17 protein-coding genes are annotated in these 21,865 nt (G+C 54.4%); 8 read left to right on the plus strand and 9 right to left on the minus strand.

What is annotated here, in order from left to right:
* Window positions 1-74: 74 nt before the first annotated feature.
* Complete coding sequence (gene aqpZ, locus HB664_RS10360) at window positions 75-770, minus strand: aquaporin Z (protein WP_033145073.1); 696 nt, start codon at window positions 768-770, stop codon at window positions 75-77.
* Between the two features lie 372 nt (window positions 771-1,142).
* Here aqpZ and HB664_RS10365 point away from each other — a divergent pair, with 372 nt between their 5' ends.
* Window positions 1,143-2,801 carry an ATP-dependent endonuclease gene (locus tag HB664_RS10365; protein ID WP_219940755.1) on the plus strand — a complete coding sequence of 553 codons (1,659 nt, stop codon included), beginning with the start codon at window positions 1,143-1,145 and terminating at the stop codon, window positions 2,799-2,801.
* Here HB664_RS10365 and HB664_RS10370 read toward each other — a convergent pair.
* Entirely contained in the window at window positions 2,798-3,754 is a 957-nt protein-coding gene (locus HB664_RS10370; RefSeq protein WP_219940756.1) for a VirK/YbjX family protein, read from the minus strand. The two genes, HB664_RS10365 and HB664_RS10370, sit on opposite strands and share 4 nt — an antisense overlap.
* Window positions 3,755-3,913: 159 nt before the next feature.
* On the opposite strand from HB664_RS10370, the gene macA reads away from it, so the two are divergent.
* Both macA and macB read left to right on the plus strand, forming a co-directional pair.
* Complete coding sequence (gene macA, locus HB664_RS10375; protein WP_219940757.1) at window positions 3,914-5,029, plus strand: macrolide transporter subunit MacA; 1,116 nt, start codon at window positions 3,914-3,916, stop codon at window positions 5,027-5,029.
* Window positions 5,026-6,966, plus strand: a complete 1,941-nt coding sequence (macB, locus tag HB664_RS10380) for a macrolide ABC transporter ATP-binding protein/permease MacB (RefSeq protein WP_219940758.1) — start codon at window positions 5,026-5,028, stop codon at window positions 6,964-6,966. Before macA ends, macB begins: the two co-directional genes overlap by 4 nt.
* 70 nt (window positions 6,967-7,036) lie before the next feature.
* Here macB and cspD read toward each other — a convergent pair whose 3' ends face one another.
* Window positions 7,037-7,258, minus strand: a complete 222-nt coding sequence (gene cspD / locus HB664_RS10385) for a cold shock-like protein CspD (RefSeq protein WP_006809408.1) — start codon at window positions 7,256-7,258, stop codon at window positions 7,037-7,039.
* 267 nt (window positions 7,259-7,525) lie between these two features.
* Here cspD and clpS point away from each other — a divergent pair, with 267 nt between their 5' ends.
* From clpS to HB664_RS10400, 3 genes are all read left to right on the plus strand, one after another.
* Window positions 7,526-7,846 (plus strand): ATP-dependent Clp protease adapter ClpS, encoded by a 321-nt coding sequence (gene clpS, locus HB664_RS10390; protein WP_006174393.1) that lies wholly within the window; start codon window positions 7,526-7,528, stop codon window positions 7,844-7,846.
* Window positions 7,847-7,873: 27 nt separating this feature from the next.
* The gene (gene clpA, locus HB664_RS10395; RefSeq protein ID WP_008499992.1) at window positions 7,874-10,153 is read left to right on the plus strand and encodes an ATP-dependent Clp protease ATP-binding subunit ClpA; all 2,280 of its coding nucleotides are present in this window, start codon (window positions 7,874-7,876) and stop codon (window positions 10,151-10,153) included.
* Between the two features lie 481 nt (window positions 10,154-10,634).
* Entirely contained in the window at window positions 10,635-11,039 is a 405-nt protein-coding gene (locus HB664_RS10400) for a hypothetical protein (protein ID WP_219940759.1), read from the plus strand.
* Between the two features lie 190 nt (window positions 11,040-11,229).
* On the opposite strand, the gene HB664_RS10405 is transcribed toward HB664_RS10400, so the two are convergent.
* Window positions 11,230-12,504 (minus strand): hypothetical protein, encoded by a 1,275-nt coding sequence (locus tag HB664_RS10405; protein ID WP_219940760.1) that lies wholly within the window; start codon window positions 12,502-12,504, stop codon window positions 11,230-11,232.
* A 122-nt stretch (window positions 12,505-12,626) separates the two neighbouring features.
* Here HB664_RS10405 and HB664_RS10410 point away from each other — a divergent pair, with 122 nt between their 5' ends.
* Together HB664_RS10410 and HB664_RS10415 are read left to right on the plus strand one after the other, a co-directional pair.
* The gene (locus tag HB664_RS10410) at window positions 12,627-14,180 is read left to right on the plus strand and encodes a bifunctional UDP-sugar hydrolase/5'-nucleotidase (RefSeq protein ID WP_219940761.1); all 1,554 of its coding nucleotides are present in this window, start codon (window positions 12,627-12,629) and stop codon (window positions 14,178-14,180) included.
* A 22-nt stretch (window positions 14,181-14,202) separates the two neighbouring features.
* Complete coding sequence (locus HB664_RS10415) at window positions 14,203-15,729, plus strand: aryl-sulfate sulfotransferase (RefSeq protein ID WP_219940762.1); 1,527 nt, start codon at window positions 14,203-14,205, stop codon at window positions 15,727-15,729.
* Between the two features lie 171 nt (window positions 15,730-15,900).
* Here the strand turns inward: HB664_RS10415 and infA are convergent, their stop codons facing one another.
* The 5 genes from infA to trxB form a co-directional block, all read right to left on the minus strand.
* The gene (gene infA, locus HB664_RS10420) at window positions 15,901-16,119 is read right to left on the minus strand and encodes a translation initiation factor IF-1 (RefSeq protein ID WP_002211347.1); all 219 of its coding nucleotides are present in this window, start codon (window positions 16,117-16,119) and stop codon (window positions 15,901-15,903) included.
* Window positions 16,120-16,403: 284 nt separating this feature from the next.
* Window positions 16,404-17,108 carry a leucyl/phenylalanyl-tRNA--protein transferase gene (gene aat / locus HB664_RS10425; protein ID WP_182383244.1) on the minus strand — a complete coding sequence of 235 codons (705 nt, stop codon included), beginning with the start codon at window positions 17,106-17,108 and terminating at the stop codon, window positions 16,404-16,406.
* 45 nt (window positions 17,109-17,153) lie between these two features.
* A complete protein-coding gene (cydC, locus tag HB664_RS10430) occupies window positions 17,154-18,875 on the minus strand; it encodes a cysteine/glutathione ABC transporter ATP-binding protein/permease CydC (RefSeq protein WP_219940763.1) in 1,722 nt (573 codons plus the stop codon).
* Window positions 18,875-20,641 (minus strand): cysteine/glutathione ABC transporter permease/ATP-binding protein CydD, encoded by a 1,767-nt coding sequence (cydD, locus tag HB664_RS10435; protein WP_033145082.1) that lies wholly within the window; start codon window positions 20,639-20,641, stop codon window positions 18,875-18,877. Before cydD ends, cydC begins: the two co-directional genes overlap by 1 nt.
* A gap of 114 nt (window positions 20,642-20,755) precedes the next feature.
* Window positions 20,756-21,724, minus strand: a complete 969-nt coding sequence (gene trxB / locus HB664_RS10440; RefSeq protein WP_219940764.1) for a thioredoxin-disulfide reductase — start codon at window positions 21,722-21,724, stop codon at window positions 20,756-20,758.
* Between the last annotated feature and the right edge of the window lie 141 nt (window positions 21,725-21,865).

Consider the following 21,865-nt stretch of genomic DNA (forward strand, 5'->3'; position numbering starts at 1 on the left):
GGCTTGTGTCTACGTGGGGTGTGCGGCCTGAAGCCCTCACCCCGGACCTCTCCCACGGGGAGAGAGAGGAAAGATTAATCGCGTTTTTCCAGCAGGGTGCGATACAGCACGCCACCCAGAATACCGCCGATAACTGGCATCACCCAGAACAGCCACAGCTGCTCAAGCGCCCAGCCGCCCTGGAAGATGGCGACGGCGGTACTGCGTGCCGGGTTAACGGAGGTGTTGGTGACCGGAATAGAAATCAGGTGGATAAGCGTCAGCGCCAGACCAATGGCAATTGGAGCAAAACCGGCCGGGGCGTGTTTGTCCGTTGCGCCGTGGATCACCAGCAGGAAGCCGGCGGTAAGCACGATTTCGATCACGATGGCAGACAGCATGGAGTAACCGCCAGGAGAGTGTTCGCCGAAGCCGTTAGAGGCAAAGCCGCTGGCCGCCGCGTCGAAGCCGGCTTTACCGCTGGCAATCACGTACAGAACGCCCGCCGCAATAATACCGCCAACTACCTGCGCCACAATGTAGCCAATTACGTCTTTCGCCGGGAAACGGCCGCCCGCCCATAAACCTAACGTCACTGCCGGGTTAAAATGACCGCCGGAAATATGTCCCACGGCAAATGCCATGGTTAATACGGTTAAACCAAACGCCAGCGCGACGCCGACAAAACCGATACCTAATTCCGGGAATGCTGCTGCCAGAACGGCGCTACCGCAGCCACCAAATACCAGCCAGAATGTACCAAAGCATTCTGCTGCCAATTTTCTAAACATAACCACCTCAAATAATTTTCCGCACGCTTTCCCGCGCGCGGGATATATCGCCATAAAGGGATGACGACTCAAAGAGCCCGTATTTTAAAAACCAACAACACCCCTTCGCCACTTAAATAAATTCGATTAATTTGATTTAAGGCAATGTGATGTCAATCCTTGTTCAAATCAGCGGTAAATAGAGCATAGACCAATTTGCGGGCGGTAGTATCTTGTGAGATGTGGGTTATTTCAAATGAAACCTGATGGATAAATTCTGAATTTTTCGTGCTTCCGCCAGGTTATGAAGGCGGATTGCAGTGTCAAGCCCGTCTGCATCCCGCTATACTGCTGATTACTTGAAGGAAAAAGTGATCATATCGCGGGGGATTTATGCTTCTCGAACGTGTGGAAATTGTCGGGTTTCGCGGTATTAACCGCCTGTCGCTGCAGCTGGAGCAGAACAACGTCCTGATCGGCGAGAACGCGTGGGGTAAGTCCAGCCTGCTGGATGCATTGACGCTACTGCTTTCGCCCGAAGACGATCTGTATCACTTCGTCCGCGACGATTTCTGGTTCCCGCCCGGCGACGTAACGGGGCGCGAGAAGCACCTGCATATCATCCTGACGTTCCGCGAATCCGAGCCCGGACGTCATCGCGTGCGTCGCTTCCGCCCGCTGTCACCCTGCTGGGTGCCGTGCGATGACGGTTTCCACCGGATTTTCTATCGGCTGGAAGGCGAGATGGCGGAGAACGAGGGAGTACTCACCCTGCGTGATTTTCTCGATGAGAAAGCCAACCCGATCCCGCTGGACAATATCGACGATCTGGCCCGTCACCTGATCCGCCTGACGCCGGTGTTACGCCTGCGCGATGCGCGCTTTATGCGGCGTATTCGTAACGGAACCGTACCCAATATGCCGGAAGTGGAAGTCACCGCCCGCGAGCTGGATTTTCTGGCCAGAGAGCTGGTGTCGCGCCCGCAGAATCTGACCGACGGACAAATCCGTCAGGGGCTGTCCGCGATGGTACAGCTCCTTGAGCACTATTTTTCCGAGCAGGGAACGTCGGAGTCGCGCCACCGTCTGATGCGCCGCCGCTCTCATGATGAGCAGCGAAGCTGGCGTTATCTCGACATCATCAACCGGATGATCGACCGGCCCGGCGGCCGTACCCATCGGGTGATTCTGCTGGGGCTGTTTTCAACGCTTCTGCAGGCCAAAGGCACCGTTCGTCTTGACCGGGACGCCCGGCCGCTGCTGCTGGTGGAAGACCCGGAAACGCGCCTGCATCCCATCATGCTCTCCGTGGCATGGCATCTGCTGAACCTGCTGCCGCTCCAGCGCATTACGACCACCAATTCCGGAGAGTTATTATCGCTGACGCCGGTAGAACACGTCTGTCGCCTGGTGCGTGAATCCTCCCGCGTCTCCGCTTTCCGGCTTGGGCCGGGCGGTTTGAATGCGGAAGACGGGCGGCGCATCGCGTTTCATATTCGCTTTAACCGGGCGTCGTCGCTCTTTGCCCGCTGCTGGCTGCTGGTGGAGGGGGAAACGGAAACCTGGGTCATCAACGAGCTGGCGCGCCAGTGCGGCCACCATTTTGATGCGGAAGGCATTAAGGTGATTGAATTCGCGCAGTCGGGATTAAAGCCGCTGATAAAATTCGCCCGCCGGATGGGGATCGAGTGGCACGTGCTGGTAGACGGTGATGAGGCGGGTAAAAAATATGCCTTGACCGTGCGGAGCCTGCTGAATAACGAGCGCGAGGAAGAGCGGGACCATTTAACCATGCTCCCCGCGATGGACATGGAACACTTTATGTATCGTCAGGGGTTCGACGACGTCTTCCACCGCATTGCCATGGTACCGGTCGATGTCCCGATGAACATGCGGCGGGTGATCGCCAAAGCCATTCACCGTTCGTCAAAACCGGATTTAGCCATTGAAGTGGCGACGGAAGCGGGCAGGCGGGGCGTGGAGGCGGTACCGACCCTGCTGCGGAAGATGTTCTCCCGCGTGCTGTGGCTGGCACGCGGGAAAGCGGATTAGCGTTGGGTCGCCTGTTTCATCTGCTGAATCAGGCTATCCAGCAGCGCGTAGCGGCGGCGATATTCGGAGCGTTTTTTGCTGGCGATCTCTTCCATCGGTTTACGCGGCATGACGAGCGGCAGCATAAAATTACCGTTATCCTGCTTTTCACCGCCGATGGAGCTCCAGAAACTGTCGTAATCGGCCAGCAGTTTCCCCTCTTTTTTCTTGCGGTAGCGCCAGCTGCGATAAATGTGGGTATCGTTACTGACGGCGACTATTTGCTCTACCGGGAACGCGGCGCCGAGCGTCATTGCGGCCTCGACCAGCAGACGTTTCGGGAACAGACCGTGGCAGGCTTTCGTCGCACCCTGGATCAGCTCGTGGGGAACATGCGCTTTTGCGCCCTGCAAACCGCCAATGAACAGCGTTGATTTTCCCTCAAACTGGCATAGCGTAAAGGTCATCTCCGCCAGCGCCGTATTTTGACTGTCACAGAAAACGAGGGTAGCTTCTCCCTCTTTATCCATAAACGCGTCGGCACACAGGCGGACGGTAAATTGCTGTTCATCTTTTCCGGTTAAGGTCAGCAGAGTCACGCCCTGCTTTGAAAGATAACCCTTTGTCAGCGTTGCCGGCAGCTGGCGGCACATCATCTGATAGTGCCAGGACAGCGATTCCAGCGCACGCTGTCGATCCATATTGACCGTCAGCCACGGACGATGAAGGCGACACGGCAGCCCCGGCTGAACCTGGAGCATTTGCATCAGGTGCGGATGTTTCGCAAGATCAGACAGCAGGCGAGCGGTGCTGAGCGGTGTCGCCAGTGAACGCAGCATGAACTTACGTCGGTAGGCGGTTTTTTCCCATGCCAGCCCGGGTGCGATCTCACCAAAAGCCAGGTTTTTGAAGAGCTGCCAGCCGGTTTTTGGCTGCGGCAGGTTTGAAAGTGATGTATCGACGATAGAAGACATGGTAGATCCTGATCCTTTTGGAATATCGCTATTTCAACAGGGGAAATGTCAACGTCTCGTAAACAAATTAGGGCGATTTCGGAGAACAGGGGTTTCGTTGAGGAGTCGTTTAGATAGAATCAACATTTATAATTGCCAGAACATTTATTTGGAATATTTATGAACCTCAAGGGAAAACGCAGAACGCTGTTTCTGCTGCTGGCGGTCGCGGTTTTAGCCGGTGGGTACTGGCTATGGCAGGTGCTGAATGCGCCGGTGCCGCAGTATCAGACGCTGATCGTTCGCCCGGGCGAACTGCAGCAAAACGTCCTCGCGACGGGCAAGCTTGACGCGCTGCGCAAGGTTGACGTCGGCGCTCAGGTCAGCGGCCAGCTGAAAACGCTGTCGGTTGAGATTGGCGACAAGGTGAAAAAAGGCCAGCTGCTCGGCGTTATCGATCCTGAGCAGGCTGAGAACCAGATCCGCGAGGTGGAAGCCACGCTGATGGAGCTGCGCGCGCAGCGTGCGCAGGCGCTGGCAGAACGTAACCTGGCTCAGGTAACGCTGACCCGTCAGCAGGCGCTGGCCAAAACCCAGGCTATTTCGAAACAGGATTTAGATACTGCCACCACAGAACTGGCGGTGAAACAGGCGCAGATTGGCACGATTGACGCGCAAATCAAACGCAATCAGGCCTCGCTGGATACGGCAAAAACCAACCTCGACTACACCAAAATCGTCGCGCCGATGGCGGGCGAAGTCACCCAGATCACCACGCTGCAGGGCCAGACGGTGATTGCCGCGCAGCAGGCGCCAAACATTCTGACGCTGGCTGACATGAGCACCATGCTGGTCAAAGCCCAGGTCTCAGAGGCGGATGTTATCCATCTTAAGCCCGGACAAAACGCCTGGTTTACGGTGCTTGGCGACCCGCAGACGCGCTACGAAGGCGTGCTGAAAGACATTCTGCCGACGCCGGAAAAAGTTAACGACGCTATCTTCTACTATGCCCGCTTTGAGGTGCCAAACCCGCAGGGCGTGCTGCGTCTGGACATGACCGCACAAGTGCATATCCAGCTGACCGGCGTGAAGAACGTGCTGACCATTCCGCTCTCTGCGCTCGGCGAGTCCGCCGGGGAGAGCCGTTATAAAGTGAAAGTGCTGCGCAACGGCGAAACGCGCGAGCGCGAGGTCGTGATCGGCGCGCGCAACGACACCGACGTGGTGGTGGTGAAAGCTCTGGAAGAGGGCGAGGAGGTTGTTGTCAGCGAAAGCCTGCCCGGAGCCGCTAAATGACGGCGCTGCTTGAGCTGAATAACATTCGTCGCAGCTATCCGTCAGGCGACGGTCCGGTGGAGGTGCTGAAGGGCATCTCCCTGCGCGTGGAAGCGGGCGAGATGGTGGCGATTGTCGGGGCATCGGGTTCCGGTAAATCGACGCTGATGAACATTCTCGGCTGTCTGGATAAACCGACCAGCGGTACCTATCGCGTGGCCGGGACGGATGTCTCCACGCTGGGCGGCGATGCGCTGGCGAAGCTGCGCCGGGAACATTTCGGCTTTATCTTCCAGCGTTACCATTTGCTTTCTCACCTGAATGCGGCGCAGAACGTGGAAGTGCCTGCGGTGTATGCGGGCGTCGAGCGGAAAAAGCGACTTGAGCGCGCGCAGATGCTGCTGACGCGTCTGGGGCTGGCGGAGCGGGTGGAGTACCAGCCCTCGCAGCTGTCCGGCGGCCAGCAGCAGCGCGTGAGTATTGCCCGTGCGCTGATGAACGGCGGGCAGGTGATCCTCGCGGATGAACCGACCGGGGCACTTGACAGCCATTCCGGCGAAGAGGTGATGGCGATCCTTCACCAGCTTCGCGATCAGGGCCACACTGTCATCATTGTTACCCACGATCCGCAGGTGGCGGCGCAGGCGGAACGCATTATTGAGATCCACGACGGCGAGCTGGTCAGCAATCCGCCGCCGCGTGAGTCCAGGGCAGCGGCGCCGAAAGAAGCGCTGCCGGCATCAACAGGCTGGGGGCAGTTCTCCAGCGGCTTTCGCGAGGCGCTGACCATGGCCTGGCTGGCGATGGCGGCCAATAAAATGCGTACCCTGTTGACGATGCTCGGCATCATTATCGGGATCGCCTCGGTGGTGTCGATTGTGGTGGTGGGCGACGCGGCGAAGCAGCTGGTGCTGGCCGATATCCGCGCCATCGGCACCAATACCATTGACGTCTATCCCGGCAAAGACTTTGGCGACGACGAGCCGCAGTATCAGCAGGCGCTGAAATACGACGATCTGGCGGCGATTCAGAAGCAGCCGTGGGTGAACTCCGCCACGCCTGCGGTTTCGCAGAACCTGCGTCTGCGCGTGGGCAACGTTGACGTGGCCGCCAGCGCTAACGGCGTCAGCGGAGACTATTTCAACGTCTACGGCATGACCTTCAGCGAAGGTGCCACCTTCAACGCCGAGCAGCTGGCGGGCAGGGCGCAGGTGGTGGTGCTGGACGCGAACTCGCGCAGGCAGCTTTTCCCAAACAAAGCCAACGTGGTGGGCGAAGTGATTCTGGTCGGCAACATGCCTGCCACGGTCATCGGCGTGGCGGAAGAGAAGCAGTCGATGTTTGGCAGCAGTAAGATCCTGCGCGTCTGGCTGCCCTACACCACCATCTCAGGGCGGATTATGGGGCAGTCATGGCTCAACTCCATCACCGTACGCGTGAAGGAGGGCTACGACAGCGCGCTGGCCGAACAGCAGCTTGAGCGGCTGTTAACCCTGCGCCACGGGAAGAAAGATTTCTTCACCTGGAATATGGACGGCCTCTTGAAAACGGCGGAAAAGACCACACGTACTCTTCAGCTGTTCCTCACGCTGGTGGCGGTGATTTCGCTGGTCGTCGGCGGCATCGGGGTGATGAATATCATGCTGGTGTCGGTAACCGAACGTACCCGGGAGATCGGCATTCGCATGGCGGTCGGCGCCCGGGCCAGCGACGTGCTGCAGCAGTTTTTGATTGAAGCGGTGCTGGTGTGTCTGGTTGGCGGGGCGATGGGTATTGCGCTCTCGATGATGATCGCGTTTGCGCTTCAGCTCTTTTTACCCGGCTGGGAGATTGGCTTCTCGCCGGTTGCCATTATTACCGCATTTTTGTGTTCGACCTTTACCGGCATTTTGTTTGGCTGGTTGCCCGCCCGCAACGCGGCGCGGCTGGATCCGGTGGAGGCGCTGGCTCGGGAATAACCCGAAAATAAAAATGCCAGCCGATCGGGCTGGCATTTTGACTGCGGGATGTACACAATAAAACAGAGAGCTATGCAACCGTCTCTGCTTCAACGGGTACGATTAGGCTGGCATGATTGCCTTTTGGTCCCTGATGTACATCGAACCGGACGGACTGCCCGGCTTTGAGCGTTCTGTAACCATCCATCTGAATGGTGGAATAGTGAGCGAAGATATCCTCGCCGCCGCCTTCGGGGCAGATGAAGCCAAACCCTTTGGCGTTGTTGAACCACTTAACAGTACCCATTTCCATGCTTCGACATCCTTCGTAAATCTTATAAGTTAAGATGGAATGAACCGGTGGTGGAGTGGGGGCTGTTCAAAACCTCGCCATCTCACGCTTGTACAATTTAGAGAAACGAAAGAAGTCGTCAAGCGTTTGGCGCTGGAGATGGGACAATAATCAACCAAAGTTTGAAGCAGTTAACGCTATTGCAACAGTTTGTGACAGACATCGCGGATGACAGTAATAGATGATTGTTATCTAACATCTGAGGTAGATTCAAAGTGGTTATGCATAATGGGTAAGACCAACGATTGGCTGGATTTCGACCAGCTGGCGGAAGACAAAGTGCGCGACGCGCTAAAACCGCCATCTATGTATAAAGTTATGTTAATGAACGATGATTACACGCCGATGGAATTTGTTATTGACGTGCTACAAAAGTTCTTTTCTTATGATGTAGAACGTGCAACGCAACTGATGCTTACCGTTCATTATCGTGGCAAAGCTATCTGCGGCATCTTCACAGCCGAAGTGGCGGAAACCAAAGTGGCGATGGTGAACGACTATGCGAGGGAGAACGAGCATCCGTTGCTGTGTACGCTGGAAAAGGCCTGATAAGGCATAAAATTGGGGGAGGTGCCTATGCTCAATCAAGAACTGGAACTCAGTTTAAACATGGCTTTCGCCAGAGCGCGTGAGCACCGACATGAGTTTATGACCGTCGAGCATTTACTGCTCGCACTGCTTAGCAACCCATCTGCCCGCGAAGCGCTGGAAGCCTGCTCCGTGGATCTGGTGGCGCTACGTCAGGAACTCGAAGCCTTCATAGAACAAACCACACCGGTGCTGCCAGCCAGTGAAGAAGAGCGCGACACGCAGCCGACGCTCAGCTTCCAGCGCGTGCTGCAGCGCGCGGTATTCCACGTCCAGTCTTCCGGGCGTAGCGAAGTGACTGGCGCAAACGTCTTAGTCGCCATCTTCAGCGAGCAGGAGTCACAGGCTGCCTACCTGCTGCGCAAACACGAAGTCAGCCGCCTCGACGTGGTTAACTTTATTTCTCACGGAACGCGCAAAGACGAGCCTAACCAGGCATCGGATTCCAGCAATCAGGTCAATAACAATGAAGAGCAAGCAGGCGGGGAGGATCGTATGGAAAACTTCACCACCAATCTTAACCAGCTTGCTCGCGTTGGCGGTATCGACCCGCTGATTGGTCGCGATAAAGAGCTGGAGCGCGCGATCCAGGTGCTGTGCCGTCGCCGCAAGAACAACCCGCTGCTGGTGGGTGAGTCAGGCGTGGGTAAAACCGCGATTGCCGAAGGGCTTGCCTGGCGCATTGTGCAGGGCGACGTGCCGGAAGTGATTGCCGACTGCACCATCTACTCGCTGGATATCGGCTCGCTGCTGGCGGGCACCAAATACCGCGGTGATTTTGAAAAACGCTTCAAGGCGCTGTTGAAACAGCTGGAGCAGGACACCAACAGCATCCTGTTTATCGATGAGATCCACACCATCATCGGCGCAGGTGCGGCCTCCGGTGGCCAGGTGGATGCCGCGAACCTGATCAAACCGCTGCTCTCCAGCGGCAAGATCCGCGTGATTGGCTCCACGACCTACCAGGAGTTCAGCAACATCTTTGAGAAAGACCGTGCGCTGGCGCGTCGCTTCCAGAAAATCGACGTGACCGAGCCGTCCGTTGAGGAGACGGTGCAGATCATCAACGGCCTGAAGCCGAAGTACGAAGCGCACCACGACGTGCGTTACACCGCGAAAGCGGTCCGTGCGGCGGTGGAGCTGGCGGTGAAATACATCAACGACCGTCATCTGCCGGATAAGGCGATTGACGTGATTGACGAGGCAGGCGCGCGTGCACGCCTGATGCCGGCCAGCAAGCGTAAGAAAACCGTTAACGTGGCGGATATTGAGTCCGTGGTGGCCCGCATCGCGCGTATCCCTGAGAAGAGCGTTTCTCAGAGCGACCGCGACACGCTGCGCACCCTCGGCAATCGCCTGAAAATGCTGGTCTTTGGTCAGGATAAAGCCATTGAGGCCTTAACCGAAGCGATCAAGATGGCCCGCGCCGGGCTGGGGCATGACCACAAGCCTGTCGGTTCCTTCCTGTTCGCTGGCCCGACCGGCGTAGGGAAAACCGAGGTGACGGTTCAGCTCTCCAAAGCGCTGGGCATTGAGCTGCTGCGCTTTGATATGTCCGAGTATATGGAGCGTCACACCGTCAGCCGTTTGATTGGTGCGCCTCCGGGCTACGTGGGCTTTGACCAGGGCGGCCTGCTCACCGACGCGGTGATCAAGCATCCGCACGCGGTACTGCTGCTCGATGAAATCGAGAAAGCGCACCCGGACGTGTTCAACATCCTGCTGCAGGTGATGGACAACGGGACGCTGACCGACAACAACGGGCGCAAGGCGGACTTCCGCAACGTGGTGCTGGTGATGACCACCAACGCCGGGGTGCGTGAAACCGAGCGTAAATCCATCGGCCTGATCCACCAGGATAACAGCACCGATGCGATGGAGGAGATCAAGAAGATCTTCACGCCGGAGTTCCGTAACCGTCTGGACAACATTATCTGGTTCGATCACCTGTCTACCGAGGTGATCCATCAGGTTGTGGACAAGTTCATCGTCGAGCTGCAGGTTCAGCTGGATCAGAAAGGCGTGTCGCTGGAAGTGAGCCAGGAGGCCCGCAACTGGCTGGCCGAGAAAGGCTACGACCGTGCGATGGGTGCCCGTCCGATGGCGCGCGTGATTCAGGACAACCTGAAGAAACCGCTGGCGAACGAGCTGCTGTTTGGCTCGCTGGTGGACGGCGGTCAGGTGACCGTGGCGCTGGACCAGGCGAAGAACGAACTGACGTATGATTTCCAGAGTGCGGCGAAGCACAAGCCGGAAGCGGCTCACTGAGTTAAACGTTAATGTAAAAAACCGGGCATTTGCCCGGTTTTTTTATGCCTGCCAAGGTAAAAGCAAAACGACAACAGTGTTGTCGTTTTTAGTGTTTTCTCCCTCTCCCTGTGGGAGAGGGCGGGGGTGAGGGCATCAGGCCGCAGAGGAATTTTGCGAGGCGCTTTCCAGTTTCTTTCGAAGTCAGTTGCTGGATAAATCTACAGTAATAAAATGGCGGCGCACCTGCAAAATCAGGTGTCAGGATTGGCGTCCTGATTACACACGAGAAATGATGTTGATACGTCAACTATCATCAGGTTCGTTCACACTTTTGAAAGCTAGCGATATAATCCGCAGACTCAATTATGGTGGGCTGAACCGGGGCTTCTTTTGAAGCGCCGATTTTCCCGTGTGGGTCGGTACGCCAAACCGGTTCAGTCTGCCACCTGAGTTGGCGTTCGGGTGGAGATCTCATCATTTCACACGGAGTCAAAATCAAATGGAACATAACAATCTTTCACTGCTTTACACCGAACTCTCCCTCAACCCCGATCTCCCAACCCTTGCAGAGCGCTGCAAACTGCTCACTGAAATCCTCCTCGACTGCACATCACTCCCACAAACGCAGCCCGTCTGTCGCTGCCTGGGAGCGTATCTGGAAGAAATGAAAGCCGGCCTCACAGAATCAATGCGTGATTTTCAGGTGGTGGAATTTGAGGACGACGCGGAACAACCGAGACAAAAAGAGTGGCTGCTTGAAGACACCGAAGCACAGTGTGATTACTGTCGGGCGTTAAACCACATACTGCTGGTATCGCATTTTGACCGCGATATGTTGCCGCACCTGACGGGACTGCTGCATGACATAACGCATTCGATGGCCGCAGATGTCGTTGCACCGTAAAGTGCAAAAACGGTAATTCACATTATTTCCTGACGTCGATCCGAGGCGTCGGCGGAGTTCCTCTGACGCCAAATGGATTAATCTTCGGAAAAGTGGGTGTTACAGGAAGACGTTAATAACTTTTGATGACAATAAAAAATAGTGCAGTTCGCTTTCAGTTCGCTGCCGTACAGCTCGCGTTATGTAGCCCTTAACGGCCTGAATTTTCCTTCATCTGTTGGTTGTAAATACAGCCAAGACCCACTAAATGCTGGCTCACTACCCGCGCCCCAAAGTTATGACACTGTAATGACCATGGATGGGATTTCAGCCAGACAGCAAATGCAGTGCAGGATGCAAGTGAAATCAACGCGGGTTCCGCTGTACTTTGCTGTCCGGTCAGCAGGCCAATCATCTTGCATATCTCGCCATTATCCCAACGCTGCCACACATTTTTCCACCATCCCATTTTCCAGCTACCAGTAAGGCAAAATGCTTTGTCAGAGAGGTTGGCGTTTTCAATATTTTCAGACACAAACCAAAGATCGGTTTTCCCAAGTCGGACTTCTGTTGACCAGGCAGTTATAGCCCCGCCGCGCAAAACGCACTCATGGGCGAGATAATGATCGGTTACACCCGGGAAGCGTCGTTTTAATCTCTGGAAATGACTGTGTATGGTAATGACAGGACGGACCATGCTTCCCCGGTCGTTTCGCTTAAGCTCGGCACTACCGTACTGAATTTCATCAAATTGGCTCCGTTTAAGAAATTGCATCTCTTGCTCCCGAATAAGATCGGTATCGCTCGACGGTAGTATCGAAGAAGGGAAAGACTTAGAACCCTGATAGAGCAATGAATTACCTGCCTTCCAGTCGCAATAGTTGGTTGTTACTTGAATAATTTTGCCGGAGTCAGCATCGGCACTGATCACAACATACAGTTTCTGCCTCGCAGAATGACCCTGAAACGGTATAACCATTGTGGTCGTTGACACCCTTGTTAGCGCAGGGAGTGAAACATGCAGATCGTGTTCGAAACCGTTAACCGCTTGCGCAAGGACTCTTTGGTTTGTCGTTTCACCAGAGTGCACCCCTTGTTCGAGCTGGGAAAGAAGGGTGATATTTTTATTCAGGCCTACAGCATTGTCATAGTGTGGAGTAAATACATAACGGCAGGTGCAACATTGAAAGCGGGGTGTTCTGGCTTTTGTGTATCCATAGCGAATGATGTGCGCTGTAAAACAGCGGGGACAACCTTGTCCTGTATTTCCTAATTTTCGTTGCATGAATTGACTGAACCACTCGTCACATTCTTTTGTATTAAACAGTGGAGGAAGACTGCCACATTTTTGACATTCAAGTGCAGCGTAGCCCAGACGATAAATAGGAAAAACATAATCACTCGCATCTGGTATGCCGAGATTTGGACATGACCAGCTTTTACAAACATTGAGATCTATTTTTGGAGCGGATTCCATGTGCTTCACCAACTGATTCTGTTAGTCGTAAATTTTCGCGTCTCCCTTTTTCATATGTCGTGAGAAGGTTCACAAAATCTGTTTTTTGCTAATCGATAATGAAATTCTTTCTTTAATTCGAGAGTTAAAAAATGAAAAAAACAGTAATCGCGGTTTTATTACTATCGGGATATGCTTCGCTAAGTCCAGCGCAGGACGTTACCGTCATTTATACCAATGACCTGCATGCACATGTTGAGCCCTATAAACTTCCTTATGTTGCAGAAGGTAAAAGAGCTGTCGGTGGCTTCGCAAATATTGCGACTTACGTTAAGCAAGAAAAGAAAAAGAATAAGGCTACTTTTTATTTCGATGCTGGAGATTACTTTACCGGTCCATACATTAGCAGCCTGACAAAAGGGCGGGCAATCATAGATATTATGAATACAATGTCATTTGATGCTGCGTCTGTCGGCAATCATGAGTTCGACCATGGTTGGGATAATACGCTGATACAGCTCAGTCAGGCTAAATTCCCGATACTGTTAGGTAACGTGTTTTATAAAAATAGTAATATCCTTTTCTGGAATAAGCCGTATACCATCATCGAAAAGGATGGCGTTAAAATTGGGGTCATTGGGTTGCATGGCGTATTCGCTTTCGATGATACCGTTTCATCGTCAATGCGTCAGGGCATTGAAGCGCGTGACGAGGTGAAATATCTCCAGCGTTATCTGGATGAACTACGTGGAAAAGTAGATATAACCGTTGCACTCATGCATGAAGGTTTCCCTGCACGCCAGTCCAGTATCGGCAATACTGATGTCAAACGCGCCCTTGATAAGGATATCCAGACGGCGAAGCAGGTGAAAGGACTGGATATTCTGATTACCGGACATGCGCATGTTGGAACGCCGGAGCCGCTTAAAGTAGGTAACACGCTGGTGCTTTCGACTGACAGTGGTGGGATTGATATTGGTAAACTGGTCCTGGATGTGGATCTAAAAAAACATCACAACAAAATAAAAAGCTTCGAACTTAAGACCCTTTACGCTGATGAATGGAAACCCGATCCGGCAACTCAGAGTGTTATTGATAGCTGGAATAAAAAGCTCTCCGAAACGGTTCGCCAAAAAGTTGGAGAGACGCCTGTTACGCTTACGCGCGCCTACGGGGAATCATCTTCGCTGGGCAATTTGTTTACCGATGCAATGCTTGCCGCTGCGCCTGATGCGCAACTGGCGCTCACTAATTCAGGTGGTCTGCGGGCTGATTTGAATGCCGGTCCGATAACCCTCGGCGATGTTATTAGCGCGTTCCCGTTTCCAAATGAGCTTACCGTAATGGATTTGAATGGGAAATCCTTACGAAATCTTATGGAGCATAGTGCGTCACTCACTAACGGTGTTTTGCAGATGTCGAAAGGACTGGAGATGCGCTACGACCAACATAAACCTGTCGGGCAACGCGTTGTACTATTTACGCTTAATGGCAAGCCAATTGTAGACTCTGAAACCTATCGCGTAGCGACAAATAGTTTCCTTGCTCCTGGTGGCGATGGCTTTACTGCATTCATTGATGGTCAGAACAAACAGGTAAAAGGTGGATATAACCTTTCCGATGCGGTTATTGATTACCTGGTGAAAGGAAATAAGATCATTCCCCAACAGGTGAATGAGATGCGAGTAAAAGAAGTTACACAGTAATAATTAACAACAGGTGAATAATATGGCAATTACCTATCTTGGAATGGAACTCGCCCCTGCTAACAACCAGCTTGCGGTCTATCTGAAGTTTATAATTGATGAGGCGATAACATATTCCTATACGGTACTGGGAAGAACGACTAGCACGACAAGTTTAGACTTTACGTATTCATCAAATGACATTGTCTCTTTACCTGAGATAAAAATTCCGGTTATTGGACTGTATGCAAACTACCTTAACCATGTGCAGGTTATCTTTAAAAACCTTAGCGGAGTGGAAGTTTTTAATCAAACCATCCAGGTAAGCACACAGCAACAACTCTACCGCGATGGGACGATTTTCCATATCGATATTGAGCAAACTGATCCCGCTAACTTCACGACCGTATGGGGAAACAGTTGGTTAATGACTACCAATTGTGATGGCTACGACCGGAACGGCGATCTTCGCTGCTATTATGCTCAGCCCTACCGTAATCAGATGCTAAAAACGCATAATGGTTATTTCTATATCGGCAGTGATGAAGATGAACACTGGTATGGGCGACGCTTTTTCAAAATCGATATTTTGGGCAACGAGATTCTGGAGTTTGATTTACGTGACCGCGATGGTAACCGCTATGCTAACACACACGATCTGATTTGGGATTCCGCCGATAATCTTTTCATGATTGGTAATGATAACCCGGACCGTTCGACCAACACGATGAGACAGGACGCATCAATTTTAAAATTTGATGAAAAGACAGGCGTGATGCTGTGGGCAAAAAATTATACCCGTGCATTTGATAATACTCAGATCCTGAATAATAGCCCCACAAACGATGCTCACCTTAACTCGCTTTCCTGGATCCCCGCAGGCGAGGCAAATGCTGAAGCGATTGTTGTCCATACTCGTTCTGCAGGCCTGACGTTTGGTATTTCTCCTGCCGACGGCAAGATATTATGGAGTATTAATACCGGGGGATTTAACAGTAATTTCGCAGCAGGACAGGGCGTTACGCAGATAGATACTTCCGGTATTGAGAGTTTTGAAAATGGCGCTCATACCGTATTCGTCACTAAAAATAGCGCTTTTGCTGGGTTAAGCAATGAGACTGAAGGAAAATTTGTTCTTTCGCTCTTTGATAATCGCTCCTGCGTTGATAATGAAGGCAATGCGGTTACTCGAGATATTACACGTGATTCAACGACTGATTCTTACAAAACCGATCCTTCGAGAGTCATGTTCTATGCTGTTGATCTCGTCGCCAATACAGCAACCCAGGCAGGTAGCATTATCCAGTTACCCTCCGATCGTGTTCCTCAGGTCACTGATTTTATGGGGGCAGCAATAGATTATGGTGACTACTATGGCATCTACACCAACCACGCACGCTCTTTCTTGATCAGCGATGCAACAGGCCATATTATTGCCACAATCTACGATCTGATTTGCTCGATGGATGGCTATCCAGAGTTCCCTGGTGAATGCTACCGGGCAAGGTTGTTTGCAAAAGACGAGCTTGATGCTTTGATAAATATAGGTTATCAGGTGGCAAACGCCTGATAGCTTAGCAAGACACAGCCATTAAAAGGGCATTGCTGTCGAACAGACAGCCCTGACGCTGAATCGAACGGCAAAAATAATTGTTCAAATAATAGCCTGCAGCACAAAAAAGTAAGGCCGGGAAAATCCCGGCCTTATTTAATATTCATCTGCCATTACAGGCGAAAACAATTAGCGACTACGGAAGACAATGCGGCCTTTGCTCAGGTCGTACGGGGTCAGTTCAACAGTCACTTTGTCGCCCGTCAAAATGCGGATGTAGTTTTTGCGCATTTTACCGGAGATGTGCGCAGTTACCACGTGACCGTTTTCCAGCTCTACGCGAAACATGGTATTAGGCAACGTATCAAGTACGGTACCCTGCATTTCAATATTGTCTTCTTTGGCCATCTAATCCTCTGGGGTATCACTACCAAGTTTTGAACCGGCAAGATAATGCCGAAATTCATCAATTAAGTAAAGAATTGCGCGATTAAAACGCAGCAAAACAGTTTCGGCGCATTGCCCAAGCGTCACGGTACAACCGAACAGGAAGCGCATTCGTAAAGGGGAGACAACAGGATAAACGTCAGGACGTTATCTGAAGCGAGGGTCCCAAACGGCGGCGGGGCAACAGGCAGAAGCTACTCTGCGGCATAATTATAACACCCTCACAAAAAATATGCGGAAAACATTTAGGCATTGGGCATAAAGAGCGTTCTCGGTATCCAGAAGTCGCGCGGGAGCTTCTCCTGGCGGCTGACGTCCAGATGCTCGATATACTGGCGTCGCGGGATTTCAACAGCACCCAGCGAGGCCGTGTGCTCGTTGAGCACCTGACAATCGATCAGGCGTCCGCCGCGCTGGGCAAACGCCTCGCAGAAGACCAGCAGTGCGGTTTTCGAGGCGTTAACCGCACGAGTGAACATCGACTCGCCGCAAAATAGCGTGCCTTGCGCCACGCCGTACATGCCGCCGACGAGTGCTCCGCCTTCCCACACCTCGATGGAGTGGGCATAGCCAAGCTCGTGGAGCTGGTGGTAGGCGGTAATGATATCGCGGGTTATCCATGTCCCTTCATAGCGGTCTTCAGCGCAGCCTTCAATGACCTGACCAAAGGCGTGATTGAGGGTGACGCGGTAGGGTGATTTCGCATGGAAACGCTTCATGCTGCGGCTCGCGTGAAACTGCGCTGGCCACAGCACGGCACGCGGATCGGGGGACCACCATAAAATCGGATCGCCGGGGGAAAACCAGGGAAATATACCGCGCTGGTACGCCATCAAAAGCCGTGCGGGACTGAGGTCACCACCAAGGGCCAGCAGCCCGTTGGGCTCACGCAGCGCCCCTTCCGGAGAAGGGAACGCGATGTTATGACGAGAAAGCTGGACCAGGCGCATGACAGCAAAACTCCAGTACGCGAGTAAGGACGCTACAAATATAGTCTACAGACGCTGTTTAAACTGGTAGTAGCGACCCTGTTTCGCCAACAGCTCTGCGTGACTACCTTGCTCAATAATGTGTCCGTTGTCCATCACAATTATCCGATCAAAACTCGCCAGTCCACGCAGGCGGTGAGTGACCATCAGCACGGTTTTGCCGGTCATAACATTTGCCAGTAAATCAAGGATTTGGCTCTCGGTGGTGGCATCCAGCCCCTCGGTGGGTTCGTCGAGCAGCATCAGCGGCGCATCGTGCAGCAGCGCGCGCGCAATTGCCAGACGGCGCAGTTCACCGCCGGACAGCTGACGGCCGCCTTCGCCCAGCCAGCTGTTTAGCCCGTTGTCCTCAAGCAGTTTTTGCAGCCCGACCTGCTCCAGCACGGCGCGAAGCGCATCATCAGAGGCCTCTGGCGCGGCCAGCAGCAGGTTATCGCGCAGGGTGGCGCTAAACAGATGCACGCGCTGCGGAACGACGCTCACCGTCTTGCGCAGGGCCTGCTCGCTGAAATCGGTCAGCAACGTGTTATTAAAACGAATATGGCCGCGCTGCGGATCCCAGGCGCGGGTCAGCAACTGCAGCAGCGTCGATTTACCGCAGCCGGTACGGCCGAGGATCGCCATCCGCTGACCTGCGTTAACAGAAAGGTTAATACCGTCCAGCGCGTTCTGCGCCTGTTTGTCATAGGCGAAGGTGACATCTTCAAGCGTCAGCGCGACCTGCTCTGGTACCGCGGTCTGCCCGGCACTGAACGTGACTTCAGGCTCCTGCTCGGCAATCTGCGTGATGCGCAGGGCAGAGGCGATCACCTGGCCCAGATGCTGGAAGGCGCCCGTTACCGGGGCCAGCGCCTCAAACGACGCCAGCGCGCAGAAGACGAAAAGGGCAATAAGAGGACCCGGCTGTGAATTCCCCCCGACATCGCCGGAAGCCAGCCACAGCATGGCAATCACCGCCACGCCGCCGATTAACATCATCAGCGCCTGAGAGAAGGCTGTCAGCTCCGACTGGCGGCGCTGGGCCTCATGCCAGTTAAGCTCCGTACTTTCCATCCGCGCACGGTAGCGCTTGCTGGCGCCAAAAATCGTCAGCTCTGCCTGCCCCTGAAGCCAGGAGGTGAGCTGCTGGCGGTAGTCCCCGCGCAGGCGCGTCAGGTTTTCCCCGGTGGATTTCCCGGCGCGGTAAAACAGCGGCGGCAGAATGATGAGCGTCAGCAGCATGATCCCGCCCAGCGTCAGCGCAACGGAAACATCCAGAACAGACAGCCCCAGCGTGACCACCACAATCACCACAAACGCGCCCACGATCGGGGAAATCACGCGCAGGTACAGGTGATCCAGAGTGTCGACATCCGCAACGACACGGTTAAGTAACTCACCCTGACGAAAACGCGCCAGCCCGGCAGGGGAGAGGGGCAGCAGTTTGCTGAAGGTGTAGATGCGCAGGTGCTGCAGCACGCGGAAAGTGGCGTCGTGGCTGACCAGGCGTTCGAAATAGCGACCGGCAGTACGGGTGATGGCGGTACCGCGAACGCCGGCAGCCGGGAGCATATAGTTGAAGCTGTATAAACCGGCAAAGCCCGCGACGGCCGAGGCCGACAGGAACCAGCCGGAAAGCGTGAGCAGGCCAATGCTGGCGAGCAGCGTGACAATCGCCAGTACAATCCCCAGCGTCAGCATCCATTTGTGGCGTTTATAGAGCGCAAGATAAGGCAGCAGAGCACGCATCAGATGTCCTCCTGACGGTTCGCCAGCAGGGCGGCAAACGGTCCCTGGGCGGCAACGAGAGAGGCGTAATCGCCTTGCTCAACAATACGGCCGTTCTCCATGACCCAGATCTGGTCCCAGTCGGCAATCCCCTCCAGCTGATGGGTAACCATCAGGGTGGTTTGCTGCCGGGAGGCGGCGTTCAGGGCCTCCATTACGCGCTGCTCGCTGTGGGCATCCAGGCTGGCGGCGGGCTCATCCAGCAGCATCAGCTGACAAGGATTCAACAACGCGCGGGCAACGGCCACGCGCTGCGCCTGTCCGACCGACAGCCCGGCGGACTGGTCGCCGACCACGGTATCTACACCTTGCGGGAGCAGGGGCAGAAACTCGCTGACCCAGGCGCGGTCAAGCACCGACTGCAGTTCATCTTCACGCGCGTCCGGGCGCGCCAGCAGAACGTTTTCACGCAGCGTTGAGGCTGGAAGCTGCGGGTTTTGTCCTACCCAACTGAGCTGTTTACGCCAGGCGTCTGGATCGAGGTTGCGCAGTTCGGTTTTGTTGATCCGCAGTGAACCCGTGTAGGTCATAAAGCCGGATAGCGCATTCAGCAGAGAACTTTTACCGGAACCGCTGGTGCCGACGAGCACCACCCGTTGTCCGGCAGGTAAGGTAAAGTTCAGCGGACCCGCGAGCACTTTGCCTTCGGGTGACAGAATAGAAAAGTCCTGCGCTTCAATCGTCACGGGGTCTTTAGCATTCAGCGTCACGTCACCCCGCTCCGGGTGTGCCAGCGGCGTTTCCAGGAACGTTTTCAGACTATCGGCTGCGCCAACTGCCTGCGCTTTGGCGTGATAGAAGGTTCCCAGATCGCGGAGCGGCTGGAAAAACTCCGGGGCCAGGATCAGCGCCAGGAACCCGGCTGAAAGGGTTACCGCCGTGCCGTAATGGCCGAAATCCAGCGCGCCGAGATAGGAGAAGCCGAAATAGACCGCCACGAGGGCAATCGACAGTGAGGTAAAGAATTCCAGTACGCCGGAAGATAAGAAGGCGAGGCGTAACACTTCCATGGTGCGCTGACGGAAGTCCTGCGATGCCTGGCGAATGTTTTCGGTTTCTGCTTCACCGCGGCCAAAAATGCGTAATGTCTCCATGCCTCGAAGACGATCGAGGAAATGACCGCTCAGGCGACCCAGTGCCAGGAAGTTACGGCGGTTGGCATCCGCTGCACCCATGCCGACCAGCGCCATAAACAGCGGGATCAGCGGGGCGGTGCCCATCAGAATCAGCGCAGCCATCCAGTTCACCGGGAAGATGGCGATCACGATCAGCAGCGGAACGAAGACGGCAAGGGCCATCTGCGGCAGATAGCGCGCATAGTAGTCGTGCATATCGTCAATCTGCTCAAGGATCAGCGTCGCCCAGCTACCGGCAGGTTTACCCTGGATCCACGCGGGCCCGGCTTCCTGAAGACGATCGAGCACCTGGCGGCGGATCTCGTAGCGGATGTGCTGACCGGCGTGAAAACCGACGCGCTCACGCAGCCACACCACCCAGGCGCGCAGGATAAAAATCAGGATCAGGACAATAAAAGGCAGCAACAGCGCTTCGCGCGGGATGTTCTCCATGATCATGTGATTAAGAATGCGGGCCAGCAGCCATGCCTGGGCAACAATCAACAGACCGCTAACGAACCCCAGGAGACGGGAAATCGTAAGCCAGCGGCGGGAAATAACGCTTTGCTGTTTCAGCCAGCGTGTTAACTCTTGTTGACGGGTTTTTTCCATTGCGTACTTTGCAGGTGACGTTATTAGAAATTGGGCAGCGCAATGTTACAACGGGGAGACAATAAAGGCGACTTATCGCCGCCTTTATTTACGTTTGTTACTGACTTGTAAAGATTATTTACCTTGTTCAGCCAGTCCATCGAGGTAGCGTTCAGCGTCGAGCGCGGCCATACAGCCTGTGCCCGCAGAGGTGATCGCCTGACGATAAATATGGTCCATTACGTCGCCAGCCGCGAACACGCCCGGGATGCTGGTCTGGGTCGCGTTACCGTGAATGCCGGACTGCACTTTGATGTAGCCGTTTTCCAGCTCCAGCTGACCGTCGAAGATCGCGGTGTTCGGGCTGTGACCGATCGCCACGAAAAGACCCGCCACTTCAAGCGTTTCGACGTTATCAGTGTTCTGGGTATCACGAATACGCAGACCGGCAACGCCCATCTGGTCGCCCGTCACCTCTTCCAGGGTACGGTTGGTGTGCAGCACGATGTTGCCGCTGGCCACTTTATCCCTCAGACGTTTGATCAGGATCTTCTCCGCGCGGAAGGTTTCGCGACGGTGGATCAAGTGCACTTCAGAGGCAATGTTCGCCAGGTAGAGCGCTTCTTCCACTGCGGTGTTGCCGCCGCCGATGACCGCGACTTTCTGATTACGGTAGAAGAAACCGTCACAGGTTGCGCAGGCAGAGACGCCGCGGCCTTTGAACGCTTCTTCAGATGGCAGGCCGAGGTAACGGGCAGAGGCGCCGGTGGCGATGATCAGCGCGTCACAGGTGTATTCGCCGCTGTCGCCCGTCAGGCGGAACGGACGGTTCTGCAGATCGACCTTATTGATGTGGTCGAACAGAATTTCAGTTTCGAATTTAGCGGCATGCTCGTGCATACGTTCCATCAGCAGCGGCCCGGTCAGGTCGTTCGGGTCCCCTGGCCAGTTTTCCACTTCGGTGGTGGTGGTCAGCTGACCGCCTTTTTCCATGCCGGTGATGAGTACCGGGTGCAGGTTAGCGCGTGCAGCATAGACCGCTGCGGTATATCCCGCAGGTCCAGAACCAAGGATTAGCAGCTTACTGTGTTTGGCCGTGCCCATGAGATCCCCATTGTTGTTGGCAGACATTTGGCTGGATTGTAGGGAATTTGTTGTCGTAAAAAAAGAGCGCAGCAATTTTGATATCAATCTGTGTAATAGCCACGAGCGATGAATGAGGCGCTATAACATCACGCTTTCGCC

Origin of the sequence: Enterobacter sp. DNB-S2, assembly GCF_019443845.1 — a bacterium.
Lineage (GTDB): Bacteria > Pseudomonadota > Gammaproteobacteria > Enterobacterales > Enterobacteriaceae > Enterobacter > Enterobacter asburiae_B.